Origin of the sequence: Pseudomonas flexibilis (genome assembly GCF_000802425.1) — a bacterium.
GTDB lineage: Bacteria > Pseudomonadota > Gammaproteobacteria > Pseudomonadales > Pseudomonadaceae > Serpens > Serpens flexibilis.
Window position 1 is genome coordinate 147,642 of record NZ_JRUD01000007.1, and the last position, 18,659, is coordinate 166,300.

Below are 18,659 nucleotides of genomic sequence, written 5' to 3' on the forward strand. Positions count from 1 at the left end.
CTGACCGATGCATCCGTTCGACTTTCTCACCACCCCCTTCCTGGGCACCCCCGCCTGGTTCTGGCTGGGCTTCCTGGCCATTGTCATCCTGCTCTTGGTCCTCGACCTCGGCGTCCTGCACCGCGAAGAGCGCGAAATCGAAATGCGCGAGAGCCTGCTGCTCTACAGCGGCTATTTCAGCGTGGGCGTGCTGTTCGGCGTGTGGGTGTGGTTCGAGCTCGGCGCGCAGAGCGCCATGGAGTTCTACACCGGCTTTCTGGTGGAACAGTCGCTGTCCATGGACAACGTGTTCGTGATGGCGATGATCTTCGGTGCCTTCAGCATCCCGCGTCGCTATCAGCACCGGGTGCTGTTCTGGGGCATCATCGGCGTGGTGGTGCTGCGCGCCATCATGATCGGCCTGGGTACCGCGCTGGTGAAGGAGTTCGAGTGGGTGCTCTACCTGTTCGGCGCCTTCCTGCTGCTGTCCGGGGTGAAGATGCTCTTCCAGAAGGAAGAGGAGGAGCACCCGGACCTGGAAAACAACCGCATGATCCGCTTCGTGCGCCGCCACATCCGCATGACCGACACCCTGCACGAAGGCCGCTTCTTCGTGCGCCTGAAGCCGGCGGGCGCCGAGCGTGCCCTGCTCTACGCCACGCCGCTGTTCCTCTGCCTGGTGCTGATCGAGCTGGCCGACCTGGTATTCGCGGTGGATAGCGTACCGGCGGTATTCGCCATCACCCAGGACCCGTTCATCGTCTACACCTCGAACATCTTCGCCATCCTCGGTCTGCGTTCGCTGTATTTCGCCCTGGCGGCGCTGATGCACCGCTTCGTGTACCTCAAGTACGCCCTGGCGCTGGTGCTGATCTTTATCGGCGGCAAGATCTTCGCCCACGGTTTCATCGGCAAGGTACCCGCCGTGCTGTCCCTGAGCGTGACCCTCGGCCTGCTGGCCGGTGGCGTGCTCCTCTCGTTGTTCAAGACCCGCGACAAGCCGGCACAGCAGTAAGCGACCCCGCGAAACGACAAGGGCGCCTCACGGCGCCCTTGTCGTTTCCTGCCAATCAGATCGCTTCGTCGAGCGGCTCGGCGGGCGTGCGCAACCGGGGCAGCAGCATCGGCACGCGGCGCCGGTAATCGGCGTATTCCGGGTGCGCGGCGAGCAGGTCGTGCTCCTCGAAGCGGATCGCCGTGAGGATGTAGGTCGCGGTCACCAGGGCGAACAGCATGTGGGTCATGCTCATCTGCGGCGTGCACCAGATGGCGAAGAACCAGCCCACATACAGAGGATGCCGCACCAGCCGGTAGGCGGCCGGGGTCTTGAACGCCAGCGACCGGTAGGCCTGGCCGCGCAGGTGCAGCCAGACCTGGCGCAGGCCGAACAGATCGAAGTGATTGATCAGGAAGGTGCTGTACAGCACCAGCGCCCAGCCGAAGGCGAAGCCGGCGTACATCAGCACTTGGCCGGCGGTGCTGTGGATTGACCAGACCTGCCCGCCCAGCGGCTGCCAGAAGCGAAACAGCAGGATCAGCGCCAGGCTGGAGAACAGTACATAGGTGCTGCGTTCGGCGGCCGCCGGGATGATCCGCGTCCACAGCGCCTTGAAGGCCGGCCGCGCCATCAGGCTGTGCTGCACGGCGAACAGGGCCAGCAGTACCAGGTCGATGAGCAGTGCCGGCAGGGACGCCATCCGTGGCGCGCCGTCGATGGTGCGCGGCACGCCGGGCAGATCGCCGACAAAGGCGATGGCGTAGAGGAAGGTGGCGAAGAACACGGCATAGCAGAGGATGCCGTAAGCGAAGATGGCAAGGCGTTTCATCGGAACCTCCCGGGCATCAGCCTGCATGACGCTGGCTTTCGGCCAGGTAGATGAAGAACAACTGGTCAGAATCGAGGTAGGCGCGCAGCCAGTGCATGGCGCGGGTCAGGGATGAGCGGTGCATGGGAACCTCCGGTGACGGCTGCCCTGGGTGGCAGTCGAGGCCAGTATTCGCCCCGTGCGTATCGCGCCGATGTCGGAGTGCTGCCGGTGTGTTGCCGAAGGGTTTCAGCCTGGCAACCGGCTGCTCAGCCAGTCGTGCAGTACCGGCGCGGCCACCGGCTTGTGCAACAGTGTGAGTCCGAGCTGCCGCGCAGTGCGTTCATCGTCCGGATCGCTGAAGCCGCTATGCAGGGCGATTGGCAGGTCCGCACGCACCGCCAGCACCTGCTTGGCCAGCGCCAGGCCGCACAGGCGCGGCATGCTCTGGTCGAGAATCAGCGCATCCCAGGCTCCGGGCTCTGCCAGCAACGCCGTGCGTGCCTGTTCGGCGTCGCTCCAGACGGTGACCTGCAGTCCCCAGTGGCTCAGGCAGTCCTGCAGGTACTCGCCTACCAGCGGATCGTCATCCACCACGCAGACCCGCCCCCGGAGCTGCTCACGCGGCGTTTCATGGTCGCCGGCCGGCCGGGCCGACACAGCCGGTGAGCCCGGTAGGCCGGGCAGCAGCACCTCGAAGCGGGCGCCCTTCCCCGGCTGGCTGTGCAGCAGGAGGTGACCGCCGTACTCGTGCACCAGGCCGTGCACCATGGACAGCCCCATGCCACTGCCCTGCCCCGGCGCCTTGGTGGTGTAGAAGGGTTCGAAGATGGTGTGCTGAACGGACTCGTCGATACCGGGCCCGCTGTCTTCCACACACAGCGCCTGGAAGTCGCCGGCGATGCGTTGCTGGCAGGATGCGCACAGGCCGTCCACCAGGCTGCGCGCGTGCAGCGCGATGCGCAGGCGTCCGCTGCCGTTCATGGCGTCGCGGGCGTTGATGCACAGGTTCATCAGCACCTGCTCCAGCTGCAGCGGGTCGACCCGTACTGGCGCGAGACCCTGGCCGAGCTGCAGATCCAGCTCGATGCCGGCCGGCAAGGCGGATTGCAGCAGCGGGCGAAACTCCTCGACCAGCGCGGCCAGCGACACCACGCGGGGCTGACCCCGACTGCCGCGACTGAAGACCAGCATCTGGCGGATCAGGTCGCGGGCCTTCTCGGCCGATTGGCGGATGCGCCCGAGGTAGCGGCCGAGCGGCGCGTCGCCGCGCTCGCCCGCCAGCTCCTCGGCCATCTGCGTGTAGCCGAGCATGCTGGTCAGCAGGTTGTTGAAGTCGTGGGCAATGCCGCCGGTCAGGTGGCCGATGGCTTCCATGCGCTGCGCCTGGCGCAACTGCTGCTCGAGCGTCGCCCGCTCCACCTCGGCCGCGACCCGCACCGAGAAGATGCGCAGCACAGACTCCACGCGCTCGCGTTCCGGCAGCTCGCTCGCATGGCCAACGGCAATCAGCCCCAGCGGACGGCCATCGCTGGCAAACAACGGGTAGCCGGCATAGCTGTCTATACGGATGTGCTTCAGCAGCGCATCCAGCGAGTAGCGTTCGCCCAGGCCCCGCGGGATGTACAGGAAGCGCTGGCCGAACACCTCGGCGCACGGAGTGCCCTGCAGCACGTAGTCGAAGTTGTCGATGGCCTCGCCCCGGTAATTGGCCGCCAGGGTGGACAGGTGGGTGCTGTCCGGCCGGCTGGCGTGGCTGACGAAGGCGAAATCCACCTGCAGGGAGGACGCCAGATAGCGCACGGTGGCGGGAAACACCGCGTTGCCGGTGGCCCGCGAAACGCCCAGCGCGACATGCCGCAGGGCGTCCTCGGTGCGCTTGCGCTCGCTGATGTCGGCGGCGATGCCGCCCACCCCGACCACCTGGCCGTGGCTGTCGCAGATCGGAAACTTGGTGGTCAGGTAGGTGTACTGGCGCCCCTGCCAGAGCACCTGCTCCTCGACCTCGATGGAGCGCCCCTGCTCGACCACGCGGCGGTCGTTGCACAGCAGGGCATCGGCGATCTCGCCCGGGAACAGCTGGTGGTCGTCGCTGCCCAGCACCCGCTCGGCAGGTACGCCGAACAGACGCTCGAACGCCGGATTGACCAGCCGGTAGCGGCCTTCGATGTCCTTGATGAAGATCACCGCGCTGCTGTTGTCGACGATCTGCCGCAGCGGATTGCCCGCTTCAGGCCAGGTGCGCTTGCCCATGACGCCCTCCCCGCGTGCGGTGTCAGTTCAGCGCCAGTATAGGAAGCCGGCCCGCCGCACCGGCCGGCCGGAAACCAGACTGAAACAATTGAAACCTTCAGCGCCGTCCGGTCACCAGCATGTAGCCGACCCCGCGCAGGGTGCGGATGATCTGCGGCTTTTCCGGGTCGTCCTCGAGCTTGCGGCGCAGCCGGGCGATACGGATGTCGATGGAACGGTCGAACGGGCTCCAGTCGCGGTTCTGGGTCAGGTTGAGCAATTGATCACGGCTCAGTGGCCGGTTCGGGCGCTGGGCGAAGGCCTGCAGCAGGTCGAACTCCATGGCGGTCAGCTCGATGTCGGCGCCCTGCTCGTCGAGCAGCCGGCGACTGTCCAGTTCCAGGCGGAAACGCCCGAGCGGGATGCCGGATGGCTGCGGCTCGGCAGCTTGCGGCGCGGTCGGAACGGCGCGATAGCGACGCAGCACACTGCGCACCCGGGCGAGCAGTTCGCGCAGCTCGAAGGGTTTGGCCAGGTAGTCGTCGGCACCGACCTCCAGGCCGACGATGCGGTCCAGGGGCGTGCCGGCGCCCGAGATCATGATCACCGGCAGGTCGTGCCGTTCGCGCAGGAAGCGCGCCAGACTCAGGCCGTCCTCGCCGGGCAGGCCCACATCCAGCAGCACCAGATCGGGCAGCTGCGCGGCCAGCGACTGGCGCAGGGCCGTGCTGTCGGCGCAGCCTTCCACCTGATACCCCTGGCCGCCCAGGTAGTCGCCCAGCAGACGGCGCACCTCGGCGTCGTCATCCACCACCAGCAGTCGCGCCTGTTCCGCCATGCCCCTGCCCTCGCTGCCCATTCTCAGCTTAGACAGGGGTGCTTGCGCCTCAGCGACCGCGCAGCGCCTCGCGCGGCACGTACTTGGCCAGTTCGTGCTTGCCGATGCTGGCGCGGTGCACCTCGTCCGGGCCGTCGGCCAGACGCAGGGTGCGCTGCATGGCGTACCAGTAGGCCAGCGGGAAATCCTGGGAGACGCCGGCGCCGCCGTGCATCTGGATGGCGCGGTCGATCACCCGCAGCGCCACGTTGGGCGCCACCACCTTGATCTGGGCGATCTCGCTGGCCGCCACCTTGTTGCCGACGGTGTCCATCATGTATGCGGCGTTGAGGGTCAGCAGGCGCGCCATGTTGATCTCGGTGCGCGAGTCGGCGATGTGGTCCAGGTTGCCGCCCAGGCGGGCCAGTGGCTTGCCGAAGGCGGTACGGCTGACCGAGCGCTTGCACATCAGTTCCAGGGCGCGTTCGGCCATGCCGATCGAGCGCATACAGTGGTGGATGCGCCCGGGGCCGAGGCGCCCCTGGGCGATCTCGAAGCCGCGACCCTCGCCGAGGATGACGTTCTCGTAGGGCACGCGCACGTTCTCGAACAGCACCTCGGCATGGCCGTGGGGCGCGTCGTCGTAACCGAACACGTGCAACGGGCGGACCACGGTCACGCCGGGGGTGTCCTTGGGCACCAGGATCATCGAGTGCTGCTGGTGGCGCGGGTTGTCCGGGTTGGTCAGGCCCATGAAGATCAGCACGGTGCAGCGCGGGTCGCTGGCGCCGGAGGTCCACCACTTGCGGCCGTTGATCACCCACTCGTCGCCGTCACGCCGGGCGCTGGCCTGCATGTTGGTGGCGTCCGAGGAGGCCACGCCGGGCTCGGTCATGGCGAAGCCGGAACGGATCTCGCCGGCCAGTAGCGGTTCGAGCCAGCGCTTCTTCTGCTCGGTGCTGCCGTAACGGACCAGCACCTCCATGTTGCCGGTGTCCGGCGCGGAACAGTTGAAGGGCTCCGGGCCGATCAGCGAACGGCCCATGATCTCGGCCAGGGGCGCGTACTCCAGGTTGGAGAGGCCAGCGCCATAGTCGGACTCGGGCAGAAACAGGTTCCACAGCCCTTCCGCCTTGGCCCTGGCCTTCAGCGTTTCCATGATCGCCGTCGGCCGCCAGCGATCGCCCTCGGCCACTTGCTGTTCGAACACCGCCTCGGCGGGATAGACATGTTCCTCCATGAACGCGGTGAGCCGCTCACGAAGCTGTTGCACCTTGGGCGAATAGGCGAAATCCATGCTGGCACCTGTAGGGTCGTATGACTGGTCGAAATCCTAGGGCAGCCCAGCAGATATACCCAGCCTATTTTTGGCGTGTATAAACATTCATAACCTGGATAATATCCGGCACGCTCGTTTTCGCAGGGAACTCACGTCATGGGACTCAGCAAGGTCGACCTCAACCTGTTCATCGTCTTCGATGCCATCTACAGCGAAGCCAACCTGACCCGCGCCGGGCAGATCGTCGGCATCACCCAGCCGGCGGTATCCAACGCGCTGGCGCGGTTGCGCGAGACCTTCAACGATCCGCTGTTCGTGCGCACCGCCCAGGGCATGGTGCCCACGCCCATGGCACAGAACATCATCGGCTCGGTGCGCCAGGCCCTGCAGTTGCTGAGGGTGTCGGTGCAGGAAAGCCGGACCTTCAACCCCGTCGAGGCGTCAAAGACGTTTCGTATCGGCATGACCGACCTGAGCGAAGCCATTCTGCTGCCGCCGCTTTTCCAGCGCCTGGGTCGCCTGGCACCGCAGGTGCGTATCGAAAGCACCCTGGCGCGACGCCGGGAAACCACCAGTGAACTGGCTGCAGGCAAGCTGGATTTCGCCGTGGACGTGCCCCTCAACAGCGACCCGCAGGTGCGTCACATCAAGCTGCTGGAAGACCGTTTCGTCTGTGCCATGCGCCCGGGACACCCACTGGCAAACGGACCGCTGACACTGGAAGGCTATCTGGCGGCAGGCCATATCCATATCTCCAGTCGCCGCAATGGTCTGGGCTATGTCGACCTGACACTGGGCAAGCTGGGCAAGCAGCGGCGCATCGCCCTGCGCTCGCCACACTACCTGATGGCCACCCGGGTGCTGCAGGAAACCGACCTGTTGCTCACCGTGCCGGAGCGCTTCGCACGCCAGCAGGCCCTGCATGTGGCCGAGCTGCCGCTGGCCGATGTGCCGCTGCTGGCCAGTCACCTGTACTGGCACGAAAGTACCGACCAGGATCCGGCCAACCGCTGGATGCGCGAGCAACTGGTGGATATCGCCGAGCGCATTTCCTGAGGTCGCTTCTGGAAAGCCTTTTCAAGCTGCTGAACTGGCAAGAAAAACGATTCTTGATGTTCTACTTGAAGTACGGCCTGCTCGCTGCACTCAGTCGGCGGGCAGGCACGCGAACGGTAGGCCGGGCACGATGCCACGCTGGTTGAACCAGCCCTGATTGACTTCCAGGGCATAGCGCGCCGGAGCGCTGGAGCACTTCACGGTGAGGTCGTGCGGGTGCAGGTCAACCAGGTTGATGATGCGCCCCGCCTCGTCCAGAAATGCCGCCGACAGGGGCAACGGCGTGTTCTTCATCCACAGGCACTGGGTCTTCAGCTGCGGAAAGCGAAACAGCATGCCGGCGGACTCGGCGAGCTCGGTGCGCCCCATCAGGCCACGCTGGCGATCCGCGGCGGTGAAGACGTATTCGGCATGCAAGGCATGGCCGCCGACGCTCAGCGCCAGCAGGCGTGGCTCGGTGAGCGCCATGCCGGCGCAAGACAGCAGGGAGATGAGCAATAACGCGCGCATGAGGAGCTTTCCGAGCAATGGGGGCGTGAGCACTATAGCCGTGCTGTCTCAGCCTTTGCGCTGGCGTAACTGCACATATAGCGCCTCGACCTTGTCCCGCGCCCAGGGTGTTTTGCGCAGGAAGGTCAGGCTGGACTTGATGCTCGGATCGCTGCTGAAACAGCGGATGTCGATACGCTGTGCCAATCCTGGCCAACCGTAATGCTCGACCAGCTCGGTCAGCAGATGCTCCAGGGTGACGCCGTGCAGGGGGTTCTTTGCGCTGTTCATGGATAAAGACCGGGTTAAAGGGAACGTCACCTGCCAGCGGATTCTTGAGCTCCTGCGTTGAGCCGCGCGGGTGAAGCCGGCAGAATGCCGCCCCCCACAGTAAGGAGTCCACGAATGGCCAAAGCCATGGCACGCCACATCCTGGTGAAGACCGAAGCCGAAGCGGTCCAGTTGAAGAAACGCCTGGCCACTGGTGAGCCGTTCGACACGCTGGCGAAGAAATACTCCACCTGCCCGTCCGGCAAGCGCGGCGGCGATCTGGGCGAGGTGCGGCCGGGCCAGATGGTGCGGGTGATCGACGAGGTGATCTTCAAGAAGGCCGTGGGCGAAGTTCACGGGCCGGTGAAATCCCAGTTCGGCTATCACCTGGTGCAGGTGTTCTACCGCGGGTAGGGCGCCACAGCGCGGCGCCCTACCCTGGGTTAAACGAGAACGCCCTGGCTGCGCAGGTAGTCGTCGTAGCTACCGCTGAAATCGGTCACGCCGTTTTCCGACAGCTCGATGATGCGGGTGGCCAGCGAGGAGACGAACTCGCGGTCATGGCTGACGAAGACCAGCGTGCCCGGGTAGTTCTCCAGCGCCAGGTTGAGCGCCTCGATGGACTCCATGTCCAGGTGGTTGGTCGGCTCGTCCATCACCAGCACGTTGGGCTTCTTCAGGATCAGCTTGCCGAACAGCATGCGGCCTTGCTCACCACCGGAGATGACCTTCACCGACTTTTTGATCTCGTCGTTGGAGAACAGCATGCGGCCGAGGGTGCCGCGCACCAACTGCTCGCCGCCCTGGGTCCACTGGGCCATCCAGTCGAACAGGGTGACGTCGTCTTCGAAGTCCTCGGCATGGTCCTGGGCGAAGTAGCCGATTTCGGCGCTTTCCGTCCATTTCACCTCGCCGGTCATGGGCGGCATCTCGCCGACCAGGGTACGCAGCAGCGTGGTCTTGCCGATGCCGTTGGGGCCGATGATGGCGACGCGTTCGCCGGCCTCGATCTGCAGCGACAGGTTCTTGAACAGCGCCTGGCCATCGAAACCCTGGCTGACCTTCTCCAGCGTCACCGCCTGGCGGTGAAGTTTCTTGGTCTGTTCAAAACGGATGAACGGACTGACACGGCTGGACGGCTTGACCTCTTCCAGCTGGATCTTGTCGATCTGCCGGGCACGGCTGGTGGCCTGCTTGGCCTTGGAGGCGTTGGCCGAGAAACGGCTGACGAAGGTCTGCAATTCGGCGATCTGCGCCTTCTTCTTGGCGTTGTCGGACAGCAGGCGCTCGCGGGCCTGGGTCGCGGCGATCATGTACTCGTCATAGTTGCCCGGGAACAGGCGGATCTCGCCGTAATCCAGGTCGGCCATGTGCGTGCACACGCTGTTCAGGAAATGGCGGTCGTGGGAAATGATGATCATGGTGCTGTTGCGCGCGGTGAGCACGCCTTCCAGCCAGCGGATGGTGTTGATATCCAGGTGGTTGGTCGGCTCGTCGAGCAGCAGCACGTCCGGATCGGAGAACAGCGCCTGCGCCAGCAGCACGCGCAGCTTCCAGCCCGGCGCCACCTCGCTCATCGGACCGAAGTGCTGGTCCAGCGGAATGCCGACGCCCAGCAGCAGCTCGCCGGCGCGGGACTCGGCGGTGTAGCCATCCAGCTCGGCGAATTCCACTTCCAGCTCGGCCACCGCCATGCCCTCTTCCTCGCTCATCTCCGGCAGCGAATAGAGACGATCACGCTCGGCCTTGACCTTCCACAGCTGCTCGTGACCCATGATCACAGTGTCGATCACGGTGTTGTTTTCGTAGGCAAACTGGTCCTGGCGCAGTTTGCCCAGGCGGGTGTTGGGTTCGAGCATCACCTGGCCAGCGGATGGCTCCAGCTCACCGCCAAGGATCTTCATGAAGGTGGACTTGCCACAGCCGTTGGCGCCGATCAGGCCGTAGCGGTTGCCATTGCCGAACTTGACGGAAACATTCTCGAACAGCGGCTTGGCGCCGAACTGCATGGTGATATTGGCGGTGGAGATCAAGGCGGGTTCCTGCTTGAGCTGCCCCGGAGGGGCAAAAAGGGGCGGATTGTACGCCTTCCCTCCAGCCAAAACAGCCCTTCGACGTGTGTTTGGTCAGCTAAGGAACCGGTAACTTTCTGGCAGTAGCCAGTAGACCCAGAACAGCTGATGCACGATCACGATGCTCCAGAACGGCATCAGGAAGCGGAGCTTGCGTGTCTTGTGGCGCAGGCGCTGCTGGGCAACCAGTGCTCCAGGCCAACCCCCGTAGAGGGCCGCCGCGTGGAGCAGCTTTTCCGGAATGCGCCAACGGCCGCGCTGCGCCTGGCGCTTGTCATGCCGGTACAGGCCGTAGGTCACCAAACTGGCCAGCAGGTAGGCCACCAGTGCAATGGGAAAGCCCAGCACCAGGGCGCTGCCAACCGGGACCGCCATCAGGGCGGCAAACACGAGCAAGTGGGCGGGTTTCAACCTTGTGCTGTGCTCCAGTCGATCCATCCGAACTGCCAGGTAGCGAGAATCAGCAAACCGAACGCGATGCGATACCAGGCAAACGCCGCGTAGCTGTGATTGCCGATGAACTTTAGCAGCGCGCGCACCGCCAGCATGGCGAAGATGAACGACACCACGAAACCCAGCGCGAAGACCGGCAGATCGGCCGGCTGAAACAGGTCCCGGTACTTGTAGCCCGAGTACACCGCGGCACCCACCATCGTGGGCATGGCCAGAAAGAAGGAGAACTCGGTGGCCGCCTTGCGCGACAGGCCGAACAGCAGGCCGCCGATAATGGTCGAGGCCGAACGCGAGGTGCCGGGTATCAAGGCCAGGCACTGGGCGCAACCCACCTTCAGCGCCTGCGACCAGCGCATGTCATCGACCGTTTCGGCCTGAACGGCATGAGGACGCCGCTCCGCCCAGAGCATCACGACGCCACCTACAACCAGGGCGGCAGCCACGGTGATGGGGTTGAAGAGGAACTCATGGATCAGGTCGGAAAAGATCACACCGATCACAGCCGCCGGCAGGAAGGCCAGCAGCAGGTTGAAAGTGAAGCTCTGCGCCGAGCGCTGACGCGGCAGCCCGACCACCACATCGAGGATCTTGCGGCGGTACTCCCAGACCACCGCAAGAATGGCTCCCAACTGGATGATGATGTTGAACGCCCGCGCCCTTTCCCCGCCAAACCCGATGAGGTCGGCAACGATGATCTGATGGCCGGTACTTGAAATCGGTAGAAACTCAGTCAGTCCCTCGACAATGCCTAGCAGCAAGGCCTGAAAGGCGGTCCAAAGATCCATAACACTCCTTAGGGGGCGGCGCGCTGCGCCCGGTTCGAGAAGGTGCCGGCATCAGGGTCGGCTAGGGGCGCGCCATGCTACCAGAGCTTGGATATCGATGGAAAAACGTTCTTTTCCCGCGGTTCTTGCAGCGATTTATTTATTACCTCCCTATCTAATATTGAATTTTGACTTCCAAGAGGAGTTGAACTTCGCCTAAAGGGTAATGGACGTTATGTCGCACCCTGATGCAACTTACGCCGACTTGCGGCAACCTATCGACTTGAAGCAAAGCAGCCAGAGTCACCGTAAATAAAAATGAATCAGGGTTAACACCATGTTCTTGCGCTCCTTGCCTATTCGCCACCGACTTTGGCTAATCCTTGCCCTATTCCTTTTGATGCTGGTTGTCCAGGGGGTATTCCAGCTCCAGCAACTTTATGGGGATCTGCACCGGGGGAAAGCGGAAAAGACACAGCACCTGGTCGAAAGCGCCCTCGGCATTCTCCAGCAATACCATCGCCTGGAAACCCAGGGGGTCATGGACCGCGCCAAGGCCCAGGAGGAAGCCCAGAAGCTGCTGGCGCAGTTGCGCTATGGCGAAAACGACTACTTCTGGGTCAATGACCTGCATCCGCGCATGATCATGCACCCGACCAACCCGAAACTGAACGGCGAGTCCCTGCGTGATTACAAGGATCCGGACGGGACGGAGTTGTTCAATGTCATGGTCAGCGTGGTCAAGGCCCGGGGTGCCGGTACCGTCGAATACCGCTGGCCCAAGCCAGGCCACGACACTCCGGTGCCGAAGATTTCCTATGTACAACTCTTCGAGCCCTGGGGCTGGATTCTGGGAACGGGCGTATATATCGACGATATCCGCGAGCAGTTCATTACCCAGACCTTCAAGGCCTCAGCCATTGGCATGGTTATCGTTCTGCTCAGCGGCCTGCTGCTTACGTTGATTGCCCGCAGCATCACCCGGCCGCTGAATGATGCGGTGCAGGCGATGGCCAGTATCGCCAGTGGCGAAGCCGATCTGACACAACGCCTGGAAGCGCATGGCCGGGACGAGGTCAGCCACATGGCCGAGCATTTCAACCGCTTCACCGCGAACCTTCACCAGCTCGTTGAACGTCTACTCAAGGATGCCGTTTCCCTGCAGCAATCGGCGGACGGTCTCAACCAGGTGGCCGGTAACAGCCAGCAGTTCTGCCAGAAGCAGTCCTTGCAGATGGAGCAGGTTGCCACGGCTGTCAACGAGGTCAGCTACGCCGTCCAGGATGTCGCGCGCAACGCCGAGCAGGCTTCCAGCGAGGTGAACCAGGCCGAAGCCCAGGCCCGCCAGGGTCGTCAGAACATCGACCGCAGCCTCGAACAGATCGACCAGCTGTCGGCGCGAATCGCCCAGGCCGTGGACGTCATCCAGGGGCTGGCCGACGAGAGCACGCAGATTGGTACCGTCGTGGAGGTCATTCGCGGCATCGCCGAACAGACCAACCTGCTGGCGCTTAACGCCGCCATCGAGGCGGCACGGGCTGGCGAGCAGGGTCGAGGCTTCGCCGTGGTGGCGGACGAAGTGCGCCTGCTGGCGCAGCGTACCCAGCAGTCGACTGCGGAAATCCAGCAGATGATCGAGCGACTGCAGGGCAACTCCGGAAACGCGGTCAAGGTAATTGCCGAAAGCAACCAGGCCACCCGACTCACCGTGGAACAGGCTGGCCTTGCCCGGGAGACGCTGGAGCAGATCACCGGGGCGCTGCGCAATCTGGCCGGGGTGAACGCCTCGATTGCCAGTGCCACGCTGCAGCAATCGCACGTGATCGACGACATCAACCGCAACGTCACCGAGGCCGCCGGGCTCGCGCACGAGATTGTGCGATCCGCCGACCAGACCAGCGATGCAGGCCAGCATCTCAACCAGCTGGCCGCACACCTCAACCGCCTCCTCGGCCAATTCCGCGTCTGACCCCCCCCTCAGCTGCAGCTGGCAGGGCTTCCCCGATTCCCGGAGAAGCCCTGCCTATCTGTTTCGAACCTTTGACACACCGGAGGGCTCTAGTCCGGTCGCTGTCTCACATTCGAGACAGGTGTTTGGCCTGTTTCGTTTCACCCTCGTTACATCTTGCGCCAAGCGCTCCTCCCTAACTTCCGCAACCTATTGTTTTTAAACACCTTTCAGGAAGCGGCACGACTCCTGCCTGAGCCAGAAGAAATGGATGCACAAGGGATCTGGCATGTATCGCCAAGGCGTAAGGAGTTTCTGGTGCTGAAGCAATTCGTACTTGGATTGGGAGTGGCGATTATCGCTGGCGAAGCGTTCGCGGCGGGAGATGGCACCATCGTCATCCAGCGCGAGCTCCAGCCCCGTGTGGCTTTTCGGCAAACCATGGTGCCCGATCCCCATCCCATCGCGGTTAACCCCAATGTTTCCTCCCAGGTGAACAACCAGCTGAGCGGACTGGAGCTCAGCGATGGCGATTTCGCCCACATCACCAGTGGCCAGCGCCTAGGCCACGCCAGCCTGGCTGACGGCGATCTGCCTGGCCTTGATGGTATCCCCTCCACGAGTACGCGACTTCCCGGAATGTCCGCCGGCCGAGCCGGCTCATCGGGTGGCAACAGCATTTCCAGCCAGGTCAACAGAAGTGTCCAGAGAGGCCTGGCACCGCTTCAGAACCTGACCGGAGGCCGCTGAGATGAATCGCTGGCTCATGCTGATCGCTCTTCTCCTGGCCCTTCGGGCCCTGGCTGTCGAGCCCAACCCGTCGCACAGCGTGATTGACGACACCGGCATCGATAGCCAGGGACTCGTTTCGGTCAATGTCGGCGCCGGAGATCTGAATCAGCAAATCAACGCACGGGCAATCGCGATCAGCGCGGAGTTGGCTACGGCCCGACTGCAACTGGAGCAGGAGCTGGAATTGCAGAGCCTCGACCTGAGCCAGGACGCGCAGGCGAACCTGCTGGGCGATTCCTTCAGCCGCAATAACGGGCTGATCGGCGTGAACCAGGCTTCGGGTTCCGGCAATCAGCAAATCAATTCCTTCCGCCTCAGCCTGGCACGGCAGCGGCAGGATCTGGATGACAGCGTGCTCGCACAGCAGCTCGTGGCACCTGCACAACCCTCCGGGGCGACTGACCAACCCAAGGGCAACCGTATCGTCGTCACGGACGATAAGGCCTTCGCCGGAAGTCGGGGTGTGGTTCAGCTGAACCAGAGTGCTGGGGTCGGCAACCAGTCGGTGAACAGCCTCAGCATGACAGTAGTGGACTGACCCTCTTCGCAACCGCGAAATGACTACGTACCCGCAAGGAGAAACCCATGAAAGTTATGTGGACACTGAAACCCCTGGCATTCGCCGTTGCCGCCGGCCTCGCTTTTTCGGCCACCGCTCAGGAGGTTCCGCCTCCCACTACCCCGGGCTCTTCGGCCCAGGCTACGGTTAGCGACACTCAAACCAGCACCGGCAACTATGTGTTGAACCAGGGGACTGTCAACACTGCCAGCCTGGAGAGCTCCCTGGACGATGCGGCCGGTAACGTAGGCGTCAACATCGCCGGTGGCGATCACAACCAGCAGGCCAACTCCGCCGCCCTGTCGACCGCAGATGAGTTCTTTGTCTTCGGAACCGCCACGGCCTCGGTCAATCTGAACCAGACCGGCACCAATGTGGTGGACAACTACTCGGTGACCAACTCCGCCAGCGTCCTGGATTCCGGCAACAACGCCTCCGGCAACATCGGCATCAACGTGGCCAGCGGCGTGTTCAACCAGCAGAAGAACGACTTCGCAACCGCGACTGCTGGTGGTTTCGTGGCCACCGCAAGTAGCACGGCAACCCAGAGCTCGACCGGCAACATCACCAACAACCGGGCTGTGCTGACCGAGTCGGCGACTGTCGCACTCACGCTCGATGGCAACGTAACCGGCACCTATTCGGGCATTTCCGATCAGGTCGGGGACGTATACCTCGAAGTGTGGGATGGCGCGTTACATCCCAATGGCACCGTACAGCTGGGACACGTGGACGTGGACAGCGACACCCAGGGTGCTCAGGCCGGCCCCAACGGTACCGGCGCCTTCCTGTTCGAGGAAAGCGGCGAGATCGACCTGGCCGGCACGCTGACCGGCACCGTGCCGCTGGTATCCCTGCAGCAGGCCGTCAACAACTCCGCCACCGTCACCGGCTCGCTGAATGGCGCCTCCGGCAATGTCGGCCTGAACGTCGCCGCCGGTTCCGGTAACCAGCAGAGCAACTCCCTGGCGATCGCTGCGGGCTGCAACGCTTGCTCGGGGAATGGAAGTCCTACCGGTCTGTAACCCTGACAAGGGCTCCACTCGGAGCCCTTTCCTTTGAACGTGCAGGAACGCCAACGAATGCTCGCCTGTATTCTTGCCATCTCGCTCGTGCTGCTGGCTACAGACGTTCTGGCCGCCCGGCTGCCCTTCCCGGTGCTCCCGGGAGGCAACATGGCCTTTCTCGAGGTCCAGAGCATCCGCGAGCGCCGTTTCAGCCATATCGTGCAACAACAGACGGATTTCAGCTGCGGGGCCGCATCACTCGCGACGGTCCTGCGCGAAGCCTACGACTTCGATGTCAACGAACAGATGGTCATCGAAGGCATGCTGGCCGGCGCCGATCAGAACATTGTCCGCACCCAGGGCTTCTCCATGCTCGACATGAAACGCTATGTGGAGGCAATCGGCCTGAGGGCCCGTGGCTATCGCATAGCACCTGCGGGCTTGCAGCACCTGCGGGTTCCGGCAGTCGTCCTCCAGGAAGTCCGTGGCTACAAGCATTTTGTCGTGCTGCTGCGTAGTGACGAACAGCATGTCTACGTAGGCGACCCGGTACTCGGCCACAAACGCTACAGCCTTGAAGAGTTCGTCCAGGGCTGGAACGGAATTGTGTTTGCTGTCATCGGGCCCGGTTACAACCGTCTCAATGCCCTGCTCGACCCACCCGAGCCTCTGACCGCCAAGGAGCGCATTGATGCTTTCCAGCCCGTGCGCGATGCCGAACTCATGGAGTTCGGTTTCATCCAGAGCGATTTCTTCTGATGTGAGCAGAACGTCTGGAGGATCCCGATGAACAAATGTGTGTGTGGTTTGCTCGTTGCGTGTCTGCTGGTGCCTTCTTTGGGCGTAGCCGGCACGCCGTTCGAGCTTGTGGAGCTGACGGACCCGGAGCTTGCCCAACTGCGCGGGCGTTATGTCCTGCCCAGCCATATCGTGCATTTCGGTGTCACCCTGACCAGCACCTGGGAACAGTCCGGGCAGCAGCTTGGAGCCTCCGTCTCCCTGCAGGCACAGCAAGGTGCCCAGCCGGTCCTGACAGTCACGCCGGTCTCATCCGGTACCGGATCCACGCCTTCCGCCGGATCCGGGATGATCATCGGTGGCCAGGGCTTGGCCAATGTGGATGGCATCAGCCAGAGCGTGCGAACCGCTGGCGACCTGAACACCGCCTCGAACGGCATCCAGATCAGCATCCAGCGCAATGGAGAGGCGCCCGATCTGGCGCCTGGAACAGCCCTTGAGGGCAGCTTCAGCCACTCCAACGCGCTCGGCACCGCTTCGGTCAGCACCTCCCAGGGCAAGCTACAGCTGGGGATAGCGACCCATGGGCAAGGGAGCAGTCTGCAGCAGCTGGGTGGTGGCCTGCTGCAGGACACCCGAATTGTCAGTTCGCAAAATACCGTCATCAACACCGCCAGGCTCGACGTGGTGATGCAGCAGGGAAGCCGCACCATGGACCTGATGAACTGCAACCTGGAGCAACTGCGTGCCCTGAGGCCCACGGGATATTGATCTACGCTTGCGTTCTTCACCTTTCAGTCAGACAGGGATGTCAGCATGCTTCGTTCGTTTCGTCCGCATCTGCTTGGAATCACCGCACTGGGTGCGCTGTCCGCACCGCTGGCAGTTGCCTCCACCCAAGCCGAAATCGAAACCCTGGAGCAGGAAATTCAGGACCTGCGCGATCAGTATGATCGCTACAAACGGGCCCTCGAGGAGCTGTCTGCCAGTGCCGCCCGGGAAGAAGCACAAGCCGCCGAGGCCGAGAAAGTCATCCAGGAAGCCAGGAGCAAACCTGTTCCCGCACCGCTTCCCAGAGCCAATCCCGCTCCCACGCCGATGACGGCTCCTTCGCCCGCAGCGCGTGGCCTCAACGCAGGAACTCCAGCGCAGCCCTTGCCTACGGTTGCACCCGCAAGCCCGGTAGCACCAGCGGCGGCCACCATGGGAAGCGCAGCTGCTGCACCGGTTCCAAGTGGCGTGCGCATGCCGACGCCGGTCATGGCCACGCCACCCGCGGCGCAACCCTCCACGACAGCCAATGGCATCCCCATACCGCCGAAACTCCCCAGGGCGGCGCAGACCGCAGGGCCGCAGCTGGCACAGGCACCCGGGCCGCGGACCGTCCAGTCCCTGCAGACGGATGGCTACGGGGCAAGCCTGAAGGAAGACGCCGAGCCCATCCGCAGCGTCGAAACCCTCTATGACGAGGCTTCCGGCTTCTTTGGTGGAGGCACCTACAGCCTGGAAACAGGCATTACCTACAGCCATTACGATACCCGCCAATTGATCCTCAACGGTTTCCTAGCCCTGGATTCGATCTTCCTTGGGAACATCAATGTCGATCAGATCAATGCTGACAACTTCACACTGGATCTGACCGGCCGCTACAACCTGCATAATCGCCTGCAGTTTGATGTGAACGTCCCGTTTCTCTTCCGAGACGTGACCTACGAATCCGCAGGCGCAGGCAATTCGACCGCCCAGGTTTCAGACCGCACAGTCAGTACAGGCCCCGAGGTCGGGGATATCAGTGTGGGTATTTCGTACAAGATCCTGGACCAGAACGAGAGCCGGCCCGACACCATCCTCAGTCTGCGGGCCAAGGCGCCCAGCGGCCGGGATCCGTATGGCATCAAGATGACCAGGGTGGCTGACAACGACAACATCACTGTCCCGACTGACTTGCCCACCGGAAACGGAGTCTGGTCGTTGACCCCTGGCATCTCGCTGGTGAAAACCGTCGACCCGGCCGTGCTGTTCGGCAACCTGTCCTACACGTACAACTTCGAGGAAGAGTTCAGCGATATCAGTGCGCAGCAGGGCACCCGCCTGGGTGGCAAGGTGCGGCTGGGCAACTGGTGGCAGTTCGGGATGGGCCTGGCATTCGCACTCAACGAAAAGATGAGTCTCTCGATGTCCTATTCGCAGCTGATCGGTCGGAGCAGCCGCATTCGCCAGAATGGCGGGGACTGGTTCACGGTGGTGGGCAGCGACGCAAACGCGGCCTATTTCAACCTGGGCATGACCTATGCGGCGAGCAACAATCTCGCAATCGTGCCCAACCTCTCGATGGGTCTGACTCCAGATGCACCGGATTTCACGTTCAGCTTGAAATTCCCCTACTACTTCTGACTCTG

The 18,659-nt window shown here is 63.3% G+C and carries 18 protein-coding genes and 2 pseudogenes; 11 read left to right on the forward strand and 9 right to left on the reverse strand.

Going from position 1 to position 18,659, the window contains the following annotated elements; translation table 11 throughout:
* Positions 1-7: 7 nt before the first annotated feature.
* Positions 8-994 (forward strand): TerC family protein, encoded by a 987-nt coding sequence (locus tag SF06_RS05825; RefSeq protein ID WP_027591336.1) that lies wholly within the window; start codon positions 8-10, stop codon positions 992-994.
* Between the two features lie 55 nt (positions 995-1,049).
* Here SF06_RS05825 and mddA read toward each other — a convergent pair whose 3' ends face one another.
* The 4 genes from mddA to SF06_RS05845 all read right to left on the reverse strand — a co-directional run bounded on the left by mddA (position 1,050) and on the right by SF06_RS05845 (position 6,130).
* A complete protein-coding gene (mddA, locus tag SF06_RS05830) occupies positions 1,050-1,805 on the reverse strand; it encodes a methanethiol S-methyltransferase (RefSeq protein ID WP_039560288.1) in 756 nt (251 codons plus the stop codon).
* A gap of 228 nt (positions 1,806-2,033) precedes the next feature.
* Positions 2,034-4,037: a hybrid sensor histidine kinase/response regulator gene (locus SF06_RS17700; protein WP_052199728.1), complete on the reverse strand. Its 2,004-nt coding sequence runs from the start codon at positions 4,035-4,037 to the stop codon at positions 2,034-2,036.
* Positions 4,038-4,134: 97 nt separating this feature from the next.
* Entirely contained in the window at positions 4,135-4,854 is a 720-nt protein-coding gene (locus SF06_RS05840; RefSeq protein WP_039560289.1) for a response regulator, read from the reverse strand.
* 49 nt (positions 4,855-4,903) lie between these two features.
* Positions 4,904-6,130 (reverse strand): acyl-CoA dehydrogenase, encoded by a 1,227-nt coding sequence (locus SF06_RS05845; RefSeq protein ID WP_039560290.1) that lies wholly within the window; start codon positions 6,128-6,130, stop codon positions 4,904-4,906.
* 138 nt (positions 6,131-6,268) lie between these two features.
* Here SF06_RS05845 and SF06_RS05850 point away from each other — a divergent pair, with 138 nt between their 5' ends.
* Positions 6,269-7,168 (forward strand): LysR family transcriptional regulator, encoded by a 900-nt coding sequence (locus tag SF06_RS05850; RefSeq protein WP_027591401.1) that lies wholly within the window; start codon positions 6,269-6,271, stop codon positions 7,166-7,168.
* Between the two features lie 90 nt (positions 7,169-7,258).
* Here the strand turns inward: SF06_RS05850 and SF06_RS05855 are convergent, their stop codons facing one another.
* The gene (locus tag SF06_RS05855; protein WP_039560291.1) at positions 7,259-7,678 is read right to left on the reverse strand and encodes a DUF192 domain-containing protein; all 420 of its coding nucleotides are present in this window, start codon (positions 7,676-7,678) and stop codon (positions 7,259-7,261) included.
* Between the two features lie 48 nt (positions 7,679-7,726).
* Positions 7,727-7,948, reverse strand: a complete 222-nt coding sequence (locus SF06_RS05860) for a VF530 family protein (RefSeq protein ID WP_027591399.1) — start codon at positions 7,946-7,948, stop codon at positions 7,727-7,729.
* A gap of 114 nt (positions 7,949-8,062) precedes the next feature.
* Between SF06_RS05860 and SF06_RS05865 the strand changes: the two genes are divergently transcribed.
* Positions 8,063-8,341 (forward strand): peptidylprolyl isomerase, encoded by a 279-nt coding sequence (locus tag SF06_RS05865; protein ID WP_039560292.1) that lies wholly within the window; start codon positions 8,063-8,065, stop codon positions 8,339-8,341.
* Positions 8,342-8,370: 29 nt separating this feature from the next.
* Here SF06_RS05865 and SF06_RS05870 read toward each other — a convergent pair whose 3' ends face one another.
* The 3 genes from SF06_RS05870 to SF06_RS05880 all read right to left on the reverse strand — a co-directional run bounded on the left by SF06_RS05870 (position 8,371) and on the right by SF06_RS05880 (position 11,237).
* On the reverse strand, positions 8,371-9,960 hold the full coding sequence (locus SF06_RS05870; RefSeq protein ID WP_039560293.1) for an ABC-F family ATPase: 1,590 nt from the start codon (positions 9,958-9,960) through the stop codon (positions 8,371-8,373).
* A gap of 93 nt (positions 9,961-10,053) precedes the next feature.
* A complete protein-coding gene (locus tag SF06_RS05875) occupies positions 10,054-10,410 on the reverse strand; it encodes a DUF1294 domain-containing protein (protein ID WP_234702703.1) in 357 nt (118 codons plus the stop codon).
* Positions 10,407-11,237, reverse strand: coding sequence for an undecaprenyl-diphosphate phosphatase (locus SF06_RS05880; RefSeq protein ID WP_039560294.1), 831 nt, complete (start codon positions 11,235-11,237; stop codon positions 10,407-10,409). The genes SF06_RS05875 and SF06_RS05880 overlap by 4 nt, the downstream gene beginning before the upstream one ends.
* Before the next feature lie 379 nt (positions 11,238-11,616).
* Between SF06_RS05880 and SF06_RS18955 the strand changes: the two are divergent.
* The 8 genes and pseudogenes from SF06_RS18955 to SF06_RS18555 all read left to right on the forward strand — a co-directional run.
* Positions 11,617-12,330 (forward strand): annotated as a pseudogene (locus SF06_RS18955) (cache domain-containing protein); the annotation flags it as partial.
* 264 nt (positions 12,331-12,594) lie between these two features.
* Positions 12,595-13,185, forward strand: a pseudogene (locus SF06_RS18960) (methyl-accepting chemotaxis protein); the annotation flags it as partial.
* 297 nt (positions 13,186-13,482) lie between these two features.
* Positions 13,483-13,914 carry a functional amyloid chaperone FapA gene (fapA, locus tag SF06_RS05890; protein WP_065365671.1) on the forward strand — a complete coding sequence of 144 codons (432 nt, stop codon included), beginning with the start codon at positions 13,483-13,485 and terminating at the stop codon, positions 13,912-13,914.
* A 1-nt stretch (position 13,915) separates the two neighbouring features.
* Positions 13,916-14,494, forward strand: coding sequence for a fibril amyloid subunit FapB (fapB, locus tag SF06_RS05895; RefSeq protein ID WP_027591392.1), 579 nt, complete (start codon positions 13,916-13,918; stop codon positions 14,492-14,494).
* Between the two features lie 56 nt (positions 14,495-14,550).
* Entirely contained in the window at positions 14,551-15,540 is a 990-nt protein-coding gene (gene fapC, locus SF06_RS05900) for an amyloid-like fimbrin subunit FapC (RefSeq protein WP_496196122.1), read from the forward strand.
* 57 nt (positions 15,541-15,597) lie between these two features.
* The gene (fapD, locus tag SF06_RS05905; protein WP_027591390.1) at positions 15,598-16,281 is read left to right on the forward strand and encodes a fibril amyloid maturation endopeptidase FapD; all 684 of its coding nucleotides are present in this window, start codon (positions 15,598-15,600) and stop codon (positions 16,279-16,281) included.
* Between the two features lie 27 nt (positions 16,282-16,308).
* Complete coding sequence (gene fapE, locus SF06_RS05910; protein WP_039560296.1) at positions 16,309-17,031, forward strand: fibril amyloid subunit FapE; 723 nt, start codon at positions 16,309-16,311, stop codon at positions 17,029-17,031.
* A 489-nt stretch (positions 17,032-17,520) separates the two neighbouring features.
* On the forward strand, positions 17,521-18,654 hold the full coding sequence (locus SF06_RS18555) for a transporter (RefSeq protein ID WP_407681100.1): 1,134 nt from the start codon (positions 17,521-17,523) through the stop codon (positions 18,652-18,654).
* The last annotated feature ends 5 nt before the right edge of the window (positions 18,655-18,659 follow it).

Coding starts and splice junctions, on each gene's coding strand:
- mddA (WP_039560288.1), bottom strand. CDS start 1,805: ATGAAACGCCTTGCCATCTTCGCTTACGGCATCCTCTGCTATGCCGTG.
- SF06_RS17700 (WP_052199728.1), bottom strand. CDS start 4,037: ATGGGCAAGCGCACCTGGCCTGAAGCGGGCAATCCGCTGCGGCAGATC.
- SF06_RS18555 (WP_407681100.1), top strand. CDS start 17,521: ATGGCCACGCCACCCGCGGCGCAACCCTCCACGACAGCCAATGGCATC.
- SF06_RS05845 (WP_039560290.1), bottom strand. CDS start 6,130: ATGGATTTCGCCTATTCGCCCAAGGTGCAACAGCTTCGTGAGCGGCTC.
- SF06_RS05855 (WP_039560291.1), bottom strand. CDS start 7,678: ATGCGCGCGTTATTGCTCATCTCCCTGCTGTCTTGCGCCGGCATGGCG.
- SF06_RS05840 (WP_039560289.1), bottom strand. CDS start 4,854: ATGGCGGAACAGGCGCGACTGCTGGTGGTGGATGACGACGCCGAGGTG.
- SF06_RS05865 (WP_039560292.1), top strand. CDS start 8,063: ATGGCCAAAGCCATGGCACGCCACATCCTGGTGAAGACCGAAGCCGAA.
- SF06_RS05825 (WP_027591336.1), top strand. CDS start 8: ATGCATCCGTTCGACTTTCTCACCACCCCCTTCCTGGGCACCCCCGCC.
- SF06_RS05860 (WP_027591399.1), bottom strand. CDS start 7,948: ATGAACAGCGCAAAGAACCCCCTGCACGGCGTCACCCTGGAGCATCTG.
- SF06_RS05850 (WP_027591401.1), top strand. CDS start 6,269: ATGGGACTCAGCAAGGTCGACCTCAACCTGTTCATCGTCTTCGATGCC.
- fapD (WP_027591390.1), top strand. CDS start 15,598: ATGCTCGCCTGTATTCTTGCCATCTCGCTCGTGCTGCTGGCTACAGAC.
- fapC (WP_496196122.1), top strand. CDS start 14,551: ATGTGGACACTGAAACCCCTGGCATTCGCCGTTGCCGCCGGCCTCGCT.
- fapB (WP_027591392.1), top strand. CDS start 13,916: ATGAATCGCTGGCTCATGCTGATCGCTCTTCTCCTGGCCCTTCGGGCC.
- fapE (WP_039560296.1), top strand. CDS start 16,309: ATGAACAAATGTGTGTGTGGTTTGCTCGTTGCGTGTCTGCTGGTGCCT.
- SF06_RS05880 (WP_039560294.1), bottom strand. CDS start 11,237: ATGGATCTTTGGACCGCCTTTCAGGCCTTGCTGCTAGGCATTGTCGAG.